16 protein-coding genes and 1 pseudogene are annotated in these 17,593 nt (G+C 64.4%); 10 read left to right on the top strand and 7 right to left on the bottom strand.

Annotated elements, in window-relative coordinates; translation table 11 throughout:
• Positions 1 to 99 precede the first annotated feature (99 nt).
• Positions 100 to 2,751: a histidine kinase gene (locus tag VM99_16145; protein AKJ99525.1), complete on the top strand. Its 2,652-nt coding sequence runs from the start codon at positions 100 to 102 to the stop codon at positions 2,749 to 2,751.
• A 54-nt stretch (positions 2,752 to 2,805) separates the two neighbouring features.
• Positions 2,806 to 3,504, top strand: coding sequence for a transcriptional regulator (locus VM99_16140; GenBank protein AKJ99524.1), 699 nt, complete (start codon positions 2,806 to 2,808; stop codon positions 3,502 to 3,504).
• Positions 3,505 to 3,672: 168 nt separating this feature from the next.
• Here VM99_16140 and VM99_16135 read toward each other — a convergent pair whose 3' ends face one another.
• On the bottom strand, positions 3,673 to 4,710 hold the full coding sequence (locus tag VM99_16135) for an alpha/beta hydrolase (GenBank protein AKJ99523.1): 1,038 nt from the start codon (positions 4,708 to 4,710) through the stop codon (positions 3,673 to 3,675).
• Positions 4,711 to 4,916: 206 nt separating this feature from the next.
• Here VM99_16135 and VM99_16130 point away from each other — a divergent pair, with 206 nt between their 5' ends.
• The 3 genes from VM99_16130 (at position 4,917) to VM99_16120 (ending at position 7,037) form a co-directional block, all read left to right on the top strand.
• Positions 4,917 to 5,207, top strand: a complete 291-nt coding sequence (locus VM99_16130) for a lipoprotein (protein ID AKJ99522.1) — start codon at positions 4,917 to 4,919, stop codon at positions 5,205 to 5,207.
• A 126-nt stretch (positions 5,208 to 5,333) separates the two neighbouring features.
• Positions 5,334 to 6,095 carry a metal-chelation protein CHAD gene (locus VM99_16125; protein AKJ99521.1) on the top strand — a complete coding sequence of 254 codons (762 nt, stop codon included), beginning with the start codon at positions 5,334 to 5,336 and terminating at the stop codon, positions 6,093 to 6,095.
• A 144-nt stretch (positions 6,096 to 6,239) separates the two neighbouring features.
• The gene (locus VM99_16120) at positions 6,240 to 7,037 is read left to right on the top strand and encodes an acyl-CoA thioesterase (GenBank protein ID AKJ99520.1); all 798 of its coding nucleotides are present in this window, start codon (positions 6,240 to 6,242) and stop codon (positions 7,035 to 7,037) included.
• Positions 7,038 to 7,055: 18 nt separating this feature from the next.
• Here VM99_16120 and VM99_16115 read toward each other — a convergent pair.
• The 3 genes and pseudogenes from VM99_16115 to VM99_16105 all read right to left on the bottom strand — a co-directional run bounded on the left by VM99_16115 (position 7,056) and on the right by VM99_16105 (position 10,053).
• Positions 7,056 to 7,268 (bottom strand): annotated as a pseudogene (locus tag VM99_16115) (terminase).
• A gap of 286 nt (positions 7,269 to 7,554) precedes the next feature.
• Positions 7,555 to 9,036: a chemotaxis protein gene (locus VM99_16110; protein AKJ99519.1), complete on the bottom strand. Its 1,482-nt coding sequence runs from the start codon at positions 9,034 to 9,036 to the stop codon at positions 7,555 to 7,557.
• Between the two features lie 207 nt (positions 9,037 to 9,243).
• The gene (locus tag VM99_16105; GenBank protein AKJ99518.1) at positions 9,244 to 10,053 is read right to left on the bottom strand and encodes a preprotein translocase subunit TatD; all 810 of its coding nucleotides are present in this window, start codon (positions 10,051 to 10,053) and stop codon (positions 9,244 to 9,246) included.
• A 231-nt stretch (positions 10,054 to 10,284) separates the two neighbouring features.
• Between VM99_16105 and VM99_16100 the strand changes: the two genes are divergently transcribed.
• The 3 genes from VM99_16100 (at position 10,285) to VM99_16090 (ending at position 12,852) form a co-directional block, all read left to right on the top strand.
• Positions 10,285 to 11,706 carry a glycosylase gene (locus VM99_16100; GenBank protein AKJ99517.1) on the top strand — a complete coding sequence of 474 codons (1,422 nt, stop codon included), beginning with the start codon at positions 10,285 to 10,287 and terminating at the stop codon, positions 11,704 to 11,706.
• Between the two features lie 98 nt (positions 11,707 to 11,804).
• Positions 11,805 to 12,239, top strand: coding sequence for a DoxX family protein (locus tag VM99_16095; GenBank protein AKJ99516.1), 435 nt, complete (start codon positions 11,805 to 11,807; stop codon positions 12,237 to 12,239).
• 304 nt (positions 12,240 to 12,543) lie between these two features.
• Positions 12,544 to 12,852 (top strand): hypothetical protein, encoded by a 309-nt coding sequence (locus VM99_16090; GenBank protein ID AKJ99515.1) that lies wholly within the window; start codon positions 12,544 to 12,546, stop codon positions 12,850 to 12,852.
• 12 nt (positions 12,853 to 12,864) lie between these two features.
• Here VM99_16090 and VM99_16085 read toward each other — a convergent pair whose 3' ends face one another.
• From VM99_16085 to VM99_16075, 3 genes are read right to left on the bottom strand one after another with little or no spacing between them, the layout of a single operon-like run.
• Complete coding sequence (locus VM99_16085; GenBank protein AKJ99514.1) at positions 12,865 to 13,362, bottom strand: transcription elongation factor GreB; 498 nt, start codon at positions 13,360 to 13,362, stop codon at positions 12,865 to 12,867.
• Positions 13,363 to 13,396: 34 nt separating this feature from the next.
• On the bottom strand, positions 13,397 to 15,901 hold the full coding sequence (locus VM99_16080; GenBank protein AKJ99513.1) for an ABC transporter permease: 2,505 nt from the start codon (positions 15,899 to 15,901) through the stop codon (positions 13,397 to 13,399).
• The gene (locus VM99_16075) at positions 15,901 to 16,584 is read right to left on the bottom strand and encodes an ABC transporter (protein AKJ99512.1); all 684 of its coding nucleotides are present in this window, start codon (positions 16,582 to 16,584) and stop codon (positions 15,901 to 15,903) included. The genes VM99_16080 and VM99_16075 overlap by 1 nt, the downstream gene beginning before the upstream one ends.
• A gap of 10 nt (positions 16,585 to 16,594) precedes the next feature.
• Here VM99_16075 and VM99_16070 point away from each other — a divergent pair, with 10 nt between their 5' ends.
• Both VM99_16070 and VM99_16065 read left to right on the top strand, forming a co-directional pair.
• Entirely contained in the window at positions 16,595 to 17,200 is a 606-nt protein-coding gene (locus tag VM99_16070) for an esterase (GenBank protein ID AKJ99511.1), read from the top strand.
• Between the two features lie 56 nt (positions 17,201 to 17,256).
• Positions 17,257 to 17,550, top strand: a complete 294-nt coding sequence (locus VM99_16065) for a hypothetical protein (GenBank protein AKJ99510.1) — start codon at positions 17,257 to 17,259, stop codon at positions 17,548 to 17,550.
• Positions 17,551 to 17,593: the final 43 nt, after the last annotated feature.

Here is a 17,593-nt window from a genome sequence, read left to right as displayed (position 1 = left end):
GCTTTGTATCAGTCGGCCTGAGTGGCGACTGTCCCACCGCCATCGCCAGCAAGCTCGCTCTCACAAGGGCTTGATTAATGCCTGAACGAGACCCCCAACATGAGCGATTCCGGCCGCGCCGACGCACTGTTAGCCCATCTACCGCGCAACGGCCGTGGCCGGCTCAAGGTCTTTCTTGGCGCGGCGCCCGGCGTCGGCAAGACCTACGCCATGCTGCAAGCGGCCCACACCCAACTGCGCCAGGGCGTGAAGGTGATTGCCGGTGTGGTCGAGACCCACGGACGCAGTGAAACCGAAGCGCTGTTGGGCGGCCTGCCGCAGCAGCCGCTGGTGCGTTCGGAGTATCGCGGCGTGATGCTCGAGGAGATGGACCTCGACGGTCTGCTCGCGGCCCGGCCGGCCCTGGCCCTGGTGGATGAGCTGGCCCACAGCAACGCCCCGGGCAGCCGCCACCTCAAGCGCTGGCAAGACATCCAGGACCTGCTCGCCGCCGGTATCGATGTCTACACCGCCGTCAACGTCCAGCACCTGGAAAGCCTCAACGACCAGGTGCGCGGCATCACGGGCGTGCAGGTGCGCGAGACGCTGCCGGACTGGGTCCTGCAGGAGGCCGACGAGTTGCTGCTGATCGACCTGCCGCCGCGCGAGCTGCTGGAGCGCCTGCGCGATGGCAAGGTCTACGTACCGGAACAGGCTCGCGCGGCCATCGACGCCTTCTTCACCCAGACCAACCTGACCGCCTTGCGCGAGCTGGCCATGCAGACCGCCGCTGCCCAGGTCGATAACGATCTGGCCCAGGGCTATCGGCAACTGGGCCAGGCCGCTCCGGCGGTACGCGGGCGATTGCTGGTGGGCGTGGACGGTGACCTCCAGGCGGAGCGTCTGGTACGCCACGCCAGTCGCGTCGCCCAGCGGCGGCATTTGCCATGGAGCCTGGTGCACGTGGACAACGGCAGTGTCCACGACGAAGCCTCGCGCCAGCGCTTGCAGAATGCTCAGCAACTGGCCGAACGCCTGGGTGGCGAAGTGGTGTTGCTGCGGGCCGCGGAGGTGGCTCGGACACTGATCCAGCATGCCAGCGAACGTCGCGCCACACTGTTGCTGGTGGGCCAGTCCAGCCCCCGTCTGCGTCGACGTTGGCTGGGCGGTGGCCTGGCCTCACGGCTGCTGCGCGATGCCCGAGGCCTGGAAATCAACGTGCTGGACGGCGACGAACAACCGCGCCCGGCTCGTGTGCGTTCAAGCCGCGTGCAGACCGGCTTCGATTACGCGCTGGCATTGGTCGCGACAGTCATGGCCAGTGCCCTGGCTTGGGGGATCTCGGGGGTGTTGGCGTTGCCCAATATTTCCCTGGTGTTCCTGATGGCGGTGTTGCTGGTGGCCGTGCGCAGCAGCCTCGGCCCGGCGCTGGCTTGCGCGGCGCTATCGTTCCTGGCCTACGACTTCCTGTTCATCCCGCCCAATTTTTCCCTCACCATCCAGCGCGAAGAAGATGTGCTGACCCTGGTGTTCTTTCTCTTGATGGCCGCGTTGACCGGCAACCTGGCCGCCCGCCAGCGTCGCCAGTTGCAGGCGCTGCGCGACACCCAGCAGGAAACCAGTGAACTGCTCGACCTGTCGCGCAAGCTCACCGCCGCTACCGATCGCCAGGCCGTCATCAGCGCCGCCACGCAGCACCTCGGTGGCGGGCACGACTTGCAACTGTGCCTGCTCAACCGCGACGGCCAAGGTCACTGGAAGGTCGAGAGCGGCGAACCGCTGACGTTCACCGAAGCCGAACGCGCGGCCGCCGATTGGTCCTGGCAGCACGATCAACCGGCCGGCGCCGGCACCGGGACGTTGCCATCCGGACGCTGGTGGTGGTGGCCGCTGTCGGCAGAGGGCGGCCCGCTGGCCTTGCTGGGTGTGTGTCCGATGGAAGGCGCGCAGCTCAGTGGCCAGCGCCGCCGTTTACTGGCGGCCCTCAGCCAGCCATTGGCCCAGGCGCTGGCCCGGGCACAATTGGCCCAGGACCTGGAAGCGGCGCGCCTGCACGGGGAAACCGAACAGTTGCGCAGTGCCTTGCTGGCGTCGGTGTCCCATGATTTGCGCACACCGCTGACCGCCATGCGCGGCAGCATCGACAGCCTGCTGGCGCTGGGCGAGGCGATCCCGCTGGAGGACCGCCGCGAATTGCTCGAAGGGACGCGCGATGAGGCCGAACGACTGGACCGCTATATCCAGAACCTGCTGGATATGACCCGCCTGGGGCACGGCGCGCTGAAACTGGCGCGCGATTGGGTGTCGCCGGCCGATATCGTCGGCAGTGCCCTGAACCGCCTGCGCGCGGTGTTGGCGCCCCTGGCGCTCGCGGTTGAAGCCTCGCCTGAACTGCCGTTGCTGTACGTCCATGCGGCGCTGATCGAGCAGGCGCTGGTGAACGTGCTGGAGAACGCTGCGCGTTTCTCGCCGGCCCATGGGCGGCTCCGGTTGAGTGCCGGGGCGACGGACAGCGAGGTGTTCTTTGCCGTCGCCGATGAAGGGCCGGGCATTCCCGAAGAGGAGCGGGAGAAGATTTTCGACATGTTCTACACCGCTGCCCGTGGCGACCGCGGCGGGCAGGGCACCGGGCTGGGGTTGGCGATCTGTCAGGGCATGGTCGGCGCCCATGGTGGGCGCATCAGCGTGGGTGATGGCCTGGACGGGCGCGGCACCTGCATCACTTTGCACCTGCCGTTGCAGACGCAACCGGGCCTGGACGATGAAGCCTGAGCGGCCCTGCGATATGCTTGCCGCTTGCTACCCACCCAGCGTTGAACGAGCCCCATGAACCAGACCGCGACCCTCTTGGTCATCGATGACGAACCGCAGATCCGCAAGTTCTTGCGTATCAGCCTGGCCTCCCAAGGCTACAAGGTGCTGGAGGCCGGCACGGGGGCGCAAGGGCTTGCCCAGGCGGCGCTGAACAAGCCCGATTTGCTGGTGCTCGACCTGGGGTTGCCGGACATGGACGGCCAGCAGGTGCTGCGTGAGTTGCGCCAATGGTCGACGGTGCCGGTAATGGTGCTCTCGGTGCGGGCCAGCGAAGCGCAGAAGGTCGAAGCGCTGGACAACGGCGCCAATGATTACGTGACCAAGCCGTTCGGGATCCAGGAATTCCTCGCCCGCATCCGCGCCCTGTTGCGCCAGGCCCCGGCCGGGGCGCCTGAGGAAGCGGCGCTGCGATTCGGCCCGCTGACGGTGGACCTGGCCTACCGACGGGTGTTGCTGGATGGCGCCGAGGTGGCCCTGACCCGCAAGGAATATGCGGTGCTGGCGCAGTTGGCGCGGCACCCGGGGCGGGTCATCACCCAGCAGCAACTGCTCAAGGACATCTGGGGCCCGACCCATGTCGAAGACAGCCATTACCTGCGGATCGTGGTCGGTCACCTGCGCCAGAAACTGGCCGACGACCCGACCCGGCCTCGCTTCATCGCGACCGAGGCGGGGGTGGGGTATCGGTTGTTGGGGGAGGGTGGGCCTTAACCCATCGGGCTTCAGTCAAACGACGTTGTGGCGAGGGGATTTATCCCCGCTGGGCTGCGAAGCAGCCCCAAACCAGGCCTTGGAGTGGGGCAGAACGATTGAAGGGAGGCGCTTGGCGCCCCAGCGGGGATAAATCCCCTCGCCACCAGAGCGTGGCGATGATCATGTCTATTTCTGCTCATTCTCATACCGATCCAGCGTGTCGCTGGCAATCTCCCGCCCCAGCGCGATCAGCTCCGGGGCCTTGTAGAACTCGAAGAAACGGCACACCCGCTTCGGCACGTTGATCAGTACATCTGGCGGATAACCGGCAATCTTGTACTGGGCCAATGACGTCTGCATCACCTCGAAACTCTGGTTGATCAAATCCAGCAACGAGGCGGGACCGACGTTGTCGATGATGAACGAACCCGTGGCGGATTTCGGCGCGCCTTCGGCCTCGGGCGCCGCGGCCGGTTGCTGGCCTTCGGGTTCCGCCGATTCCAGCCAGGGATTGATCTCGGCCGCCTCGGCCTTCAGCGCCTCCTGTTCCAACAGCAACAGTTGCTCGGCCTGCTTGCGGCGAAACGGCAGGCGCGAACCCAGCGAGCTGACGAGGGTGTCGAAGCGTCGCCGGAACGCGGCGGGTCGCTGGATGACCGGGAGCTTGTACTGCTTCTGGTTGGTGGCGTTGAGGTTGACCGCGATGATCAGGTCGCAATGGCTCGAGACTACCGGCACGATCGGCAGCGGGTTGAGCAGGCCACCGTCCACCAGCATGCGGTTGCCTTGCATCACCGGGGTGAACAGACTGGGGATGGCCGCCGAGGCACGCATCGCCTGATGCAGGCAGCCTTCCTGGAACCAGATTTCCTGCTGGTTGGTCAGGTCGGTGGCGACGGCGGTGTAGGGAATGCGCAGGTCTTCGATGTTGAGTTCGCCGACGATCTTGCGGATCTGGCCGAAGACTTTCTCGCCGCGAATCGCTCCCAGGCGAAAGCTCACGTCCACCAGCCGCAGGACATCCAGGTAGTCGAGGCTTTCAATCCAGTGGCGGTAATCCTTGAGCTTGCCGGCGGCATAGATCCCGCCGACCACCGCGCCCATCGAACAACCGGCGATGCAGGCAATGTCGTAGCCACGTCGTTCGATTTCTTCGATCACCCCGATATGGGCATAGCCCCGGGCGCCGCCCGATCCCAGTACCAATGCGACACGTTTTGTCATGACCCGGCCTCTTGTCGAACAGACTTCAACAATGCACTGATCAGCTGCTTGGCTCAATCGTTGTGGCGCAGGCGTCGTTTTTTGACACGCCGCCGTGGCATTTGCGTATGCTCGCCCACGCTGGAATATACGCGGCTGGCCTCGGCACTTTTTGCCGGCGAAACCGTCTTACCTGCACGACTGTTTACCTGACTCGAGGTGTAATGATGAAAGCCCGGATCTGCCTTCCCCTGGTAGCTTCCCTGATGGTTCTGGCCCTGACCGGTTGCGCGGCCAAGACCGCTTACCGTGACAGCTGCGGTACCCAGCTCGATGCCGCCTGGCATGAACTGGACCTGGCCAAGGCCGAAGGCTTTGCCGGCACCGTCAGCTACTCCAAGGCTCTGTCGCTGTTGACCGGCGCCAAGACCCAGCAGCAATTCGAAGCGTTCGAAGGTTGCTCCAAAAAAGCCGAGAAGGCGCGCTTCTACATTCGTGAGTCTCGCGCTGGCCGTTGAGCCTCGCGAATCCATTACAGGACGTTAAAAGCAGCGACAAGCGATGGGTTGCAGGCTACAAGTGAAGGGCGCACCGTGTTCTTCACTTGTAGCCCGCAGCGCTAAGCTGCTTACGGAGTAGTGTCCATGATCGATCGGCTGGTGGCCCGGATACTGGGCCTGGAAGTCCGCCTGCTGGCCTGTCAGGCCCGCCTCAATGCCCATACCGACAGCGAAGCGCTGCATGACCTGCGGACCACCGTCCGCCGCCTGCGCAGCCTGCTTCGTCCGCTGCGTGGCTTGCCCGGGGTCGAACAGCTGGAAACCGCCGCTTCGGCGGTCGGCACCCTGACCACGCCGTTGCGCGACCGGGAAGTCCTGGCGGCCTACCTCGAACAACATGGCCAGGTGGAGGCGGCGCGCCGCCGCCGGGCGCTGATGGCCGACGCGTACCCCAGCGTGGCCGGCAGCCCGGAGCTGGGCCAGTTGCTGATGATCCTCGATGCCTTTCCTCGCTTCATTCGCGCTGCCCAGCGGGAGGGACTGCTCAAGGGCTTGCGCAAGCGCATCGAAAAGCGCCTGGACAAACAATGGCAAAAACTCGGTGAAGCCTTGCGCGACCCTGCCCATGACCGTCACCGGTTGCGCCTGCTGATCAAGCGCGTGCGCTACGCCCTCGAAGCCTACCCTGAACTCGACCGCTTGCCCGAGGCGGCCATGCCACGGCTCAAGTCCGCCCAGGGCGCGCTGGGTGACTGGCACGACTGCTGGCAATGGCTGGCCAGGGCCGAGGAAGAGGCCGACCTGCGATCCTGCGTGCCCACCTGGCAGCGCACGATGGAAAAGGCCGAGGCCAAGTCCGACAAGGTGCTCGATAAGCTCATTGCGAGCTGCTTCGAAAAATCCTGAGTTTCCCTGTGTGGGGCGAGCTCGCTCCCACTGATTCAATAGCGGCGGCTTATCTGCCAGTCTCTTTGGCCGGAATGAGCGCTGTGCCGCTTGCCGGCGCTGGTTAAGATCCCTTCATCTCTTTTCCCTGCTTTCGAGGTCGTCATGCGCTTTTCCGATTTGATCGATGCCGTGCGCCGTCAACCAGAGGCCGTCACCATCGCGCCTGAATGGGGCCAGGGGCGCGCCACGTTTGGCGGGTTGGTGGCGGCGTTGCAGTATGAGGCGATGCGTGCCCGGGTGCCGGCGGATCGCCCGGTACGTTCACTGGCGATCACGTTTGTCGGCCCGGTCGAGCCGGATGTGCCGGTCAGCTTTGAAGTCGATGTACTGCGCGAAGGCAAGGCGGTGAGCCAGGTGTTGGGGCGCGCCGTGCAGAACGGCCAGGTGGTGACGGTGGTGCAGGGGAGTTTTGGCGCCTCGCGTTCTTCCGTGGTGGCGGTTCAGGCCGACCCGGCGCCGGAGTTCAAGAGCGTGGAACAGTGCCAGGAGCTGCCTTACGTCAAGGGCGCTACCCCTGAATTCATGCGTCACCTGGCCATGTGCTGGAGCGTCGGTGGATTGCCGTTCACCGGCAACACATCCCGCAGCATGGGTGGTTGGGTGCGTTTGCGCGGTGATGTTAAGGAAGAACCGTTGAACGAGAGCCACATCCTGGCGCTGGTGGATGCCTGGCCACCGGCATTGCTGCCTCATCTCAAGCAAATGGCCCCGGGCAGCACGCTGACCTGGACCATCGAGTTTGTCCAGCCGTTGCTGGAGCTGACGACCCTGGACTGGTGCAAGTACCTGGCCGAGATCGACCATGCCCAGGATGGCTACGGCCATGTCGCCGCCAAATTCTGGTGCGCCGATGGCCGCTTGATCGCCTTGAGCCGGCAGACGGTGACGATTTTCGCCTGAGGCGATGGATCACGGATGGTGGCGCTGCAACCCCAATGCGGCGACCACGCCGATGGTGCCGATGGCGATGTCCGCCGCGCTGGCACTGAACACCCCGGACACAAGCAGCAGGAACGCAATGATGAACAGCGGCACCGCCATCAGGTGCAACACCTGGTGGGTCGGTTGGCGGTCAGGGGCGGGCCAGGTGCGCCATTGCCAAGCGGGTAAGTGAGGGTGACGTTTGCCCATGATGCATGTCCTTGAGTTCACGAAATCGAATAACCCAAGAATAGGCCCGGCCGGGTGAAGCGGCGAATCGCGCTTGGCTATCGATGTGATAGGGCGAAACAGGTGTTGGGAAGATCCACTTTTTGTGGCGAGGGGATTTATCCCCGTTGGGGTGCGAAGCGCCCTCAAAGGCGCCTCCGTAAGGTTGGGTACCTCGGTCAAATGCTTTGGGGCCGCTGCGCGACCCAACGGGGATAAATCCCCTCGCCACAAACAGCAGCCACCCCAGGCCGGTAGGATTGGCGCCCTAAAACTTCAACTGCCCGATCGCTTTGTTCAACTCGCCCGCCAGGGTCGCCAGCTCATGGCTGGTGGTGGCCGAGTCGACGGTTTGGCGCACGGTGTTTTCGGTGACGTCGCGAATACTCACCACCGCCCGGTTCATGTCCTCGGCAACCTGGCTCTGCTGTTCGGCCGCGACGGCGATCTGGGTGTTGCTCTCGCGCATCTGGGCCACGGCGGCGGTGATCTGCGCCAACGCATCGCCGGCCTCGCGGGCCTGTTGCACGCAGTCGTCGGCCTTGTACGAGCTCTCCTGCATGAAGTCCACGGCGTCCCGTGTGCCGGCCTGCAGGGCCACGATCATGGTGGTGATTTCGTCCGTGGAAATCTGCACCCGCTTGGCCAGGTTACGGACCTCGTCGGCCACTACGGCAAAGCCCCGTCCCATTTCTCCGGCCCGTGCCGCCTCGATGGCAGCGTTCAACGCCAGCAGGTTGGTTTGTTCGGCAATGCTGTGGATCACACTGACCACGCCGCTGATCTTCTGGCTGTCTTCGGCCAGGCGCTGGATCATCTCGGCGGTCTGTTGCACCCCCGAGGACAGCCCGGTGATCGACTGCTGTACGCGGCTCACCACGTCATGACCGTTGCCGGCCAAGGTGTCGGCGGTCTTCGACAGGTCACGGGTGGCGCTGGCGTGCTGGGCGATGTGGTAGACCGTGGCAGACATCTCGTTGATCGCCGTGGCGGCCTGGTCGGTCTCGCTCTGCTGGCCGAGCATGCCGTGGCGCACGTCGGTCATGCTCGACGCCAGGCGTGCCGCGCCGGTGTCTAACTGCCGAGCCGTGCTGGCGACGGTGTCCACGACCCGTTGATAACCGGCCTGCATGGCATTGAACGCGGCCGCCATCTGGCCTACTTCATCCTTGCAGGCCAAGGGGACGCGGGCGGACAGGTCACCGGTTTTTTCCACGTGCAGCATGACGTCCTTCAGCGTGTTGAGCTGGCTGAGCAGGAAGCGGATCAACAGTTGCGAGGCCCCCAGCATTGCCAGCATCAGCACGAATACCGCCACGGCGTATTGGCTGAAGCGTTCGCCAAACACCTGGCCCAGGCTGACGCCATGGGCCAGGACGGCCAGTTGTTGGCCGTCGCCGCGCCGGATCACTTCGGCTCCCAGTAGCGGGTCGTCGCCCAACAACGGGCTGGCATCCAGTTCGACCCAGCCGTTGGCTTGCGTCAGCGCCGGCAGTGGCTGTTCATGGAACACCGGTACCTGGTCGCGCTGGAGCGCCAGGACGGTGTCGACCTTGGGCAGCGGCTGCCCGGCCGGCCAGGCGCCCAACAGGTACGCCTGGGCCTGGGCATTGGCCTGGGCCGCATGATTGCGCGCCTGCTGTTCAAGGTGCACTGCGTAGAGCACCAGCAGCAGGGTGGTGACAAAGGCGACCGCGTTGACCGCCCAGAATTTGTACTTCAGTGAGATATTGCTAAGCCAGGCACCCATGGAAGGTCTTCTCTGATAGCGGAAACAGTTTTGGCAAGGTGCCATTATTGTGCCGCTCCCCCAGGGCTGGGAGGTTGATGTGGGTCAACAGACACCCCAAAACCCTCTGTGGGAGTGGGCTTGCTCGCGAAAGCGGTGGGTCATTCACAGCAGGATGAACGGGTCTAGTGCATTCGCGAGCAAGCCCGCTCCCACACAGAGGTGTGTTTAAACCGATAGGACGGGCAATCCAAAAAACGCCCGTGCGCACGCAGTGGAATGGGCCGCCAGGTCTTCCGGGGTTTCGCCACGGTGTACGGCCACTTCCCGTAGCACCTCGGTCAGATAGGCCGGTTCGTTCCGGCCGTTTTTCGGCTTGGGCCGCAGCGTGCGCGGCAACAGGTATGGCGCGTCGCTTTCGAGCATCAGGCGGCCGTGAGGGATGTCGCGCACCAACGGATGCAGGTGCGTGCCCCGGCGTTCATCACAGATCCAGCCGGTGATACCGATGTGCAGGTCCAGGTCGAGGTAGCTGAACAGGGCCTTTTTTTCACCGGTGAAGCAGTGCACGACGGCGGCCGGCAACCGGTCGCGAAAATCCCGCAGGATGTCCAGCAGCCGCTGGTTGGCGTCACGCTCGTGGAGAAACACCGGCAATTGCAGTTGGACCGCCAAGGCCAGGTGCTCTTGCAGCACCTTCTCCTGCTGCGGCCTGGGGGAAAAGTCGCGGTTGAAATCCAGCCCGCATTCACCCACCGCCCGCACGCGGTCGTGGCTCAACAGGTCCTTGAGGTGCCTGGCGCTGTCGGCGGTCCAGTCGCTGGCGCTGTGGGGGTGAATACCGGCAGTGGCGAACAGACGCTCGCCGCGCTCATCCAGGCGCTCGCACAGTGCCAGGGCCTGTTCGCTGCCCTCGATGCTGGTGCCGGTCAAGACCAGTTGGCAGACCCCCGATACATAGGCGCGGTCGAGCACTGCCTGATGTTTATCGGCAAAACTGGGGTTGGTCAGGTTGACGCCGATATCGATGAGTTGCATGGTGCTACCTCGGCCCAAAGGCCGGAAAGCATATCAGAGCTGTAGATTTATAAGAAAAGCCAAGAACTACAACGAGTTGTGGCTGTCTGTTGAGGCCGCGAGACAGGTCGGGTTGGTATAAACGCTATCACTGTGCCAGTCTTTCGCACTTTTCAGCGCCCCAAGCGCTCTGTTTCTGTCGGCCCCGGCCTCGTTTTCGAGGCGGCCGGCAGTGTTCCTTCCGGAGAGTGGATGACACGTCCCCAGGCGTTGCTACTGCTGTGTTGCTCGCTGCTCTTGCCGATCCCGGCGGACGCGCGGCTGCCTGGGCCGGTGCAGGTCGTGGCGCCGGGCACCGTGCGCGACCTGGCGCAAATCCGCAGCAGCCGGGTGCTGAAGGTGCTGGTCAACCAGAGTCGCAACAGCTCCGGCGAAGTCCAGGGCCAGCCCATCGGTGTCGAATACCACCGGTTACGCGCCTTCGAGCAGTACCTCAACGGTCACGCCCGGGACGGCCAGGAAATCACCCTCAAGATCATCCCCAAGGCCAAGGATCAGTTGCTCGGTGCGTTGCAGCGTGGCGAGGGCGATCTCGTGGCCCCCGGCGAGCTGCTCGAGCCCCTGGCCAGCCATGCGGTCAGCCCCAGCGATCCGATCCGCAGCGATGTGCCATTGCTGCTGGTGGGCATCAAGGGCGAGAAGCGCTACAACCGCGTGGAACAACTTTCCGGTAAGACCCTGGCCCTGCCCAACGGCAGTGCGGCGGGGGATGCGGTGAGCCAGATCAACCAGAAACTGGCCCTGCTCAAATTGCCGCCGGTGAAAATCGAATGGGTCGACCCGACCCTGGCGGTGGAAGATGTGCTGGAGATGGTCCAGGGCGGGATTTTCCATCTGACCATCGTCGAGCAACCCATTGCCGAACGCTGGGGCAAGATTCTTCCCAAGTTGCGCTTCGACCGCCAGGTGCTGATCGGCGAGCCCGGCGATGAATACTGGTTCGTGCGTCGTGATGCCGCCATGCTCCGGGCTAGCATCGACCGGTTCCTGGCGACCTACAAAGTGCCGGACAACCAGGACGCAGCGTTCCTGCGCATCTACCGGCGGCTGTACCAGGTTCACTATCCGCTGGCCCGCGCCGATCGCCAGCGCCTGGAGAAGCTGCGTCCGGTGTTGCAAAAACATGCCGAGGCCCAGGGCATGGACTGGCTCAACCTGGCGGCCCTGGCCTTCAAGGAGTCAGCCCTGCAACCCAGCGCTCGCGGTAGCGGTGGCCCCACCGGGCTGATGCAGATCACCCCGTCGGCAGCCCAACGGGTGGGGGTGGACAACATCCAGAACCTCGACGCCAACGTGCAGGCGGGCGCCAAGTACCTGGCCATGATTCGCCGCAAGTTTTTCGCCAGCCCCAAGCTCAATGAGCGCGAGCGCATGGCATTCGTCCTGGCCGCCTACAACATGGGGCCGGAGCGCGTCCGGGGCATGCGCGCCGAAGCCCGGCGACGGGGGTTGAATCCCAACCAGTGGTTCTTCCAGGTCGAGCGCATTGCCATGGAGCAGGTGGGAATGGGCGCCGTCAGCTACGTTAATAGCGTGAACAAATACTATTTGGCTTTTGATCGGGAGCGAGAGTCCCTGGAGCCGAACGGGCAGAAGGTCGCTTTACGGAAATGATCAATTAAATTGATTGGTGTGTCGCAATTTTTGCGCTTTTAGCACAAGTTTTTTTGATTAATATGGCGTCCAACCACCACACATCTAGGGATGAACCCATGAGCTCGCTGATCAACAAAATAATGTCCACCCGTGCCGGCTACGGCCTGACTGTCCTGCGTATTGCCGTCGGCATCATCTTCGCCGCGCACGGTTCGCAGAAGCTCTTCGGCCTGTTCGGCGGCTACGGCCTGGCTGGCACGGCGCAATGGATGGAAAGCATTGGCCTAACCCCTGGCTACCTGATGGCGACATTGGCCGGCGGTACCGAGTTTTTCGCCGGGCTGGCGCTGATCATCGGCCTGCTGACCCGTCCGGCGGCACTGGGCCTGGCCTTCCTGTCACTGGTGGCGATTTTCTCGGTGCACATTGGTAACGGTTTGTTCATGGCCAACAACGGCTATGAGTTTGCCCTGGCGTTGTTGGCGGGCAGCGTTGCCATCCTGGTCGAAGGCGCTGGCAAACTGTCGGTGGATCGAGCCATCGCCGGCTGATGCTCAACTGAAAACAAAGGCGCTTTCCTTTTTCGAGGAAAGCGCCTTTTTCTTTTGCGGCTGACAGCCGCCATGGTCGTGCCCTCCCACAGGGGGTGACCCTGCCGCCGTTCTTGACACCGCCCGGTCAGCTTCTCTAGGATGCCGCTCATGCGCCGATTTAAACAGCTACTTGCGGGGCGCCAGGTGACTCATCCAGTTGCCGACAGAAGCCGGGTTACGTGGCTTCGAAGTACCGCTAAAGCGCTGGTTCGGTGTTGCCTCTCACCTGCCATGCAGACTTTTGAGGCAGAGACACGACACGATGAATGCACCCAGCCCCCTTGTACGTCTTGCGCCCATCACGGCGAACCTAGTGCAACGCAATCCGAAAATCCTCCTGGGTGGCACCCACCAGCCCACGTTGCTGCGCTATCTTGACGGCTGGCCGCGACGTAACCACGGGCCGGCCGCTTTCCTGATCCAGTTTGTCGAAGACGGTGAATCCTTGGCGCGTTTCGCCAATGACAGTTTCGACCTGGCCGTTATCCAATCACCCAGCGCGGCGGACGCCCCCGAGATGATCCGGCAACTGACCCGTGTCGCGCGGCAGGGGCTGATTACCCGCCGTTGAGGTGTCCGGCCCTTACGGATAGGTGATGTCGACGATATAGACCATTTTTTCGCCGGTCGGTGTCTGGACCTTGACTTCCGCATCCAGGGCCTTGCCAATCAGGGCCCGGGCCAGTGGCGAGTCGATGCTGATCAGGTTCTGTTTCAGATCCAGTTCGTCAGGGCCGACGATGCGATAGCGCGACGCCTTGCCTTCCTCGTCCTCGACGGTGACCCAGGCGCCGAAATACACCTTGTTGGGATCGCTGGGCTTTTCACTGACCACCTTCAGCGCTTCAAGGCGCTTGGTGAGAAAGCGCACGCGACTGTCGATTTCCCGCAGCATTTTCTTGCCGTAGGTGTACTCGGCATTTTCCGAGCGATCACCCTGGGCCGCCGCCTCGCTGACCGCCTGGGTCACCTGGGGGCGGCGCACATGCCACAGCTCATGGAACTCCGCGCGCATCCGCGCTTCACCCTCGGGGGTGATCAGCGCGGTACCGGCGGTGCGGGGTGGGCGATAGCGGCTCATGGCAACTTCTTGTAATGGCGAAGCCGGAAGTCTATCAACCCTCGCGCAACACTGTCAGCGGGCTGGCATTGAGCGCTCGTCGGGTGCCGAACACCCCGGCGCCGCCGATCAACAAAGCGCCCACCAACGGCAACAACAGCAGCCACGGATGCGGATGCCATGGCAGGTCGAACGCGTAGCGGTAGAGCACCAGGCTCACCAGCTCCGAGCCCAGGGCCGCGAGCAAGCCGCTGACCGCGCCCAGCAGGCCGAATTCGATGCGTCGGGCCTTGACCAGCAATGGTCGTTCGGCACCCAGGGCCCGCAACAGCGCACCCTGGCGAATCCGCTCATCGAGGGTCGCCTGCAGGCCGGAGAACAGCACGGCCATGCCTGCCGCCAGGACGAACAGCAGCACATATTCCACGGCCAGGGTGACCTGGGCCAGGATGCTGCGCAGCTGTTCGAGCAGCGCCTCGACTTGCAGGATCGTCACCGCCGGGAAGGCCCGGGACAGGTCGACGATCTGCTGGTCGTGGCCCGCCGCCAGATAGAAGCTGGTGAGGTAGGTGGCCGGCAGGTCCTTCAGCGTTCCGGGCTGGAAGATCATGAAGAAGTTGGGCTGGAAGTTGTCCCAGTTGATTTCCCGCAGGCTGGTGACCTTCGCTTCGCGGTTGACGCCGCCCACGCTGAAGACCAGGCGATCACCGAGCTTTATCTTGAGGTTGTCGGCGACTTTGCCTTCCACCGAAACCCCCGGGATATCGTCTGGTGGTTGTTGCGGCCACCAGGTGCCGGCCGTGACGACGTTGCCCGCCGGCAGGTCCGCGGCCCAGGTCAGGCTCAAGTCGCGCTGCAGGGCCCGGTCACCGGCGGAGTCCTTGGTGACGAACTCGCTGGCCGGCTCGCCATTGATACTGATCAGACGCCCCGGCACCACGGGGTAGAGTGGCGCCGATTGTGCCGACAGCGCCACCAGCTTGTCGGTGAAGGCCTGCTTGTCGTCGGGCAGGATGTTCAGGGCGAAATAATTGGGCGCGTTCTTCGGCAACTGGTTTTGCCAGGTGTCCAGCAGCTCGCCGCGCAACAGCGCAATCAGCGCCATGGACAACAGGATCAAGCCAAATGCCAGGGCCTGGCCGGCCGCCGCCAGGGGATGGCGCAGCAGTTGGCCGAGGCCGAGCCGCCAGGGCAGGGCGGCGCGGGCCAGCAGGCGACGCAGGCTCTGGAGCAGCAATAGCAACAGCCCACCGAGTACCAGCGCCGCGACGACGCCGCCACCGAGCAGGGCGAACGTGAGGACCAGGTCCAGGCTCAGGCGCCACATGATCAGGCCCAGGGCGCCCAATGCGGCGCCATAGACCACCCAGGTGCTGGACGGGATCGGCAGCATGTCCCGGCGCAGCACGCGCAGCGGCGGCACCCGGCCCAGCGCGGCCAACGGTGGCAGGGCAAACCCCGCCAGGGCCACCAGGCCGGTGCCGATCCCGGCGATTGCCGGCAGCACGCCCCCTGGCGGAACCGCCGTGGGCAAGAGGTCATGCAGCAGCGCGAACAGGCCCAATTGGGCGATCCAGCCGAGTAGGGCGCCGCTGATGCTGGCCAGGAGGCCGAGCACTGCCAATTGCAGGCTGAACAGCACCATGGTTTCCCGGCGTGACAAACCCAGGCAGCGCAGCAGGGCGCTGGCATCGAAACGGCGGGTGGCAAAACGGTTGGCCGACAGCGCGACCGCGACGCCGGATAACAGCACCGCCACCAGGCTGGCCATGTTCAAGTAGCGCTCGGCCTTGCCCAGGGCTCCACCGATCTGCCGGTTGCCGTCGCGGGCATCCTGCAGGCGCTGGTTAGGCTCAAGGCCTGGCTTGACCAGGTCGCGATAGGTTTGCAGCGCCGGCGCCGGGCCGCGCCACAGGTCGCGATAGCTGACACGGCTGCCGGGTTGCACCACGCCGGTGGCGTCCAGGTCCTTGAGGTTGATCATGACCCGCGGCGTGAGGCTATAGAAATTCCCGGCGCGATCGGGTTCATAGGTCAGGACCCGGCTCAGGCGCAGGGTCTTGTTGCCGATGTCGATGCTGTCGCCGATCTTCAGGTCCAGGGCCGTCAGTAGCCGGGACTCGACCCAGGCTTCGCCCGGGCTCGGACGCCCGCCGGTTTCTTCCGGCGCGAACGGCGCGGCGGCGCTCTTCAGCTCGCCGCGCAATGGGTAGAGGTCATCGGCAGCCTTGACGCTGGATAACTGGATGCCATTGTCAGTGGCGACGACGCTGGAGAACTCCACCACCCGGGCATGTTCCAGGCCCAGTTCGGTGCCGCTGCGGATCTGTTCCGCGCGGGCCGGCGAGCTGCCTTCGAGCAGCAGGTCGGCGCCGAGGAACTCGGTGGCACGCAACATCATCGCGCCGTTGAGGCGGGCACCGAAGTAGCCGATGGCGGTACTCGCCGCCACCGCCACCAGCAGGGCGAAGAACAACACCCGCAACTCGCCGGCGCGGGCGTCGCGCAGCAATTGACGAACAGCAAGACTGAACAGGCGCAACAGCGGCAAGCGTGCCATCAAGGCTCCAGGGGCGCGACCATCTGGCCGGCTTCAAGTCGGATCAGGCGCCGGCAGCGATGGGCCAGGCGTTCATCGTGGGTGACCAGCACCAGGGTCGTGCCGCGTTCCTTGTTCAGTTCGAACAGCAGGTCGCTGATGCGCTCGCCGGTGTGGCTGTCGAGGTTGCCGGTCGGTTCGTCGGCAAACAGCACATCGGGTTCGGCGGCAAAGGCGCGGGCAATCGCCACGCGTTGCTGCTCGCCGCCGGAGAGCTGGCGGGGCGAGTGGGTCAGGCGCTGGCCCAGGCCGACCCGTTGCAGCAGTTCGGCGGCGCGTTCGCGGGCGTCCTTGCGCCCGTCCAGCTCCAGCGGCAGCATGACGTTTTCGAGGGCGTTGAGGCTGTCGAGCAACTGGAACGACTGGAAGACGAAGCCTACGTGCTCGGCGCGGATCCGCGCCCTCTGGTCTTCATCAAGGGCGCTCAGGGCCTGGCCGGCGAGCGTGACCTCGCCGCTGCTGGGCAGGTCGAGGCCGGCCAGCAGGCCCAGCAGGGTGGATTTGCCGGAGCCGGACGCGCCGACGATCGCCAGGCTGTCGCCTTTGTTCAGTTCCAGGCTGAGTTCGTGCAGGATGGTCAGTTCACCTTCCGCGCTGGAGACCACTTTGCTAAGGTCCGTCGCGGTGAGAATGCTTGAGCCCATGGAGAATCCGATGCGTGTGTGGTTTTTGAGTGCCGGCCTGGCCTTGATGTGCATGGTCCAGAACGCAGCGGCGGGTACAGTCCTGATCGTTGGCGATAGTATCAGCGCGGCTTTCGGCCTGGATACCCGGCAGGGCTGGGTGTCGTTGCTTGAACAACGGCTCAAGGCCGAGGGTTTTGACGACAAAGTGGTCAATGCGTCGATCAGTGGCGACACCAGCGCGGGAGGCCAGGCGCGGCTGCCGGCGCTGCTTGCAGCCCATAAACCGGACCTGGTGGTCCTGGAACTGGGAGGCAACGATGGCTTGCGCGGACAACCGCCAACACAATTGCAACAAAACCTTGCAGCGATGATCGACAGCGCCCGTGCCAGCGGTGCCAAGGTCCTGCTGCTGGGCATGCAACTGCCGCCCAACTATGGGCGGCGGTACACCGATGCGTTTGCCCAGGTCTACAGCACCCTGGCCGAGGAGAAGAAAGTCCCCCTCGTGCCGTTTTTCCTCAAGGACGTCGGCGGTGTTCCGGGGATGATGCAGGGCGACGGATTGCACCCGTCCGTCGCCGCCCAGGGCAAGTTGCTGGAAAATGTCTGGCCGACGCTGAAACCGCTGCTTTGACGCTTTTCTAGAGGCGGGCTTTCGGCTAATGTGGCGCCCCCGATTTGGAGCCCCCGATGCCGCGTCCCGCCTGGTCCTTGTTTGCCTACCAACTGATCGAGCCTGACGAGCAGTTGGACCTGTTCGCCTGCCAGGAAGTGCGGGTGCATCTGGTGACTCGGCAGCTGGAACTTGGCGGCTCCGCCGACCGTACGCTCTGCGGCAGCCTGCTGCCGGCCCAGCCGCGCTGGTCGAGTGTCGATCGGCGGATCTTCCAGGACCATCGCCTGTGTTCCTTGTGCCGGGCGATCCTCGAATCCCAGAAGCGCGGCACCTCGCCGATCTGGCCGGAGCTGCGGTTCGAGCTGTAATGCCTGCGGGAGTCTGTGCAGCCCTCGATCTGCTGCACATCGG

The organism is Pseudomonas chlororaphis (assembly GCA_001023535.1).
Lineage (GTDB): Bacteria > Pseudomonadota > Gammaproteobacteria > Pseudomonadales > Pseudomonadaceae > Aquipseudomonas > Aquipseudomonas chlororaphis_E.
Note: the sequence above shows the minus strand (reverse complement) of the source record. Positions and strands in the feature narration are given on the sequence as shown.

What these genes read in the sequence shown, in the direction of transcription:
- VM99_16095 (AKJ99516.1), top strand. Translation starts at nt 11,805, where the DNA reads ATGAGCTCGCTGATCAACAAAATAATGTCCACCCGTGCCGGCTACGGC.
- VM99_16075 (AKJ99512.1), bottom strand. Translation starts at nt 16,584, where the DNA reads ATGGGCTCAAGCATTCTCACCGCGACGGACCTTAGCAAAGTGGTCTCC.
- VM99_16125 (AKJ99521.1), top strand. Translation starts at nt 5,334, where the DNA reads ATGATCGATCGGCTGGTGGCCCGGATACTGGGCCTGGAAGTCCGCCTG.
- VM99_16145 (AKJ99525.1), top strand. Translation starts at nt 100, where the DNA reads ATGAGCGATTCCGGCCGCGCCGACGCACTGTTAGCCCATCTACCGCGC.
- VM99_16120 (AKJ99520.1), top strand. Translation starts at nt 6,240, where the DNA reads ATGCGCTTTTCCGATTTGATCGATGCCGTGCGCCGTCAACCAGAGGCC.
- VM99_16065 (AKJ99510.1), top strand. Translation starts at nt 17,257, where the DNA reads ATGCCGCGTCCCGCCTGGTCCTTGTTTGCCTACCAACTGATCGAGCCT.
- VM99_16140 (AKJ99524.1), top strand. Translation starts at nt 2,806, where the DNA reads ATGAACCAGACCGCGACCCTCTTGGTCATCGATGACGAACCGCAGATC.
- VM99_16100 (AKJ99517.1), top strand. Translation starts at nt 10,285, where the DNA reads ATGACACGTCCCCAGGCGTTGCTACTGCTGTGTTGCTCGCTGCTCTTG.
- VM99_16085 (AKJ99514.1), bottom strand. Translation starts at nt 13,362, where the DNA reads ATGAGCCGCTATCGCCCACCCCGCACCGCCGGTACCGCGCTGATCACC.
- VM99_16090 (AKJ99515.1), top strand. Translation starts at nt 12,544, where the DNA reads ATGAATGCACCCAGCCCCCTTGTACGTCTTGCGCCCATCACGGCGAAC.
- VM99_16105 (AKJ99518.1), bottom strand. Translation starts at nt 10,053, where the DNA reads ATGCAACTCATCGATATCGGCGTCAACCTGACCAACCCCAGTTTTGCC.
- VM99_16130 (AKJ99522.1), top strand. Translation starts at nt 4,917, where the DNA reads ATGAAAGCCCGGATCTGCCTTCCCCTGGTAGCTTCCCTGATGGTTCTG.
- VM99_16110 (AKJ99519.1), bottom strand. Translation starts at nt 9,036, where the DNA reads ATGGGTGCCTGGCTTAGCAATATCTCACTGAAGTACAAATTCTGGGCG.
- VM99_16070 (AKJ99511.1), top strand. Translation starts at nt 16,595, where the DNA reads ATGCGTGTGTGGTTTTTGAGTGCCGGCCTGGCCTTGATGTGCATGGTC.
- VM99_16080 (AKJ99513.1), bottom strand. Translation starts at nt 15,901, where the DNA reads ATGGCACGCTTGCCGCTGTTGCGCCTGTTCAGTCTTGCTGTTCGTCAA.
- VM99_16135 (AKJ99523.1), bottom strand. Translation starts at nt 4,710, where the DNA reads ATGACAAAACGTGTCGCATTGGTACTGGGATCGGGCGGCGCCCGGGGC.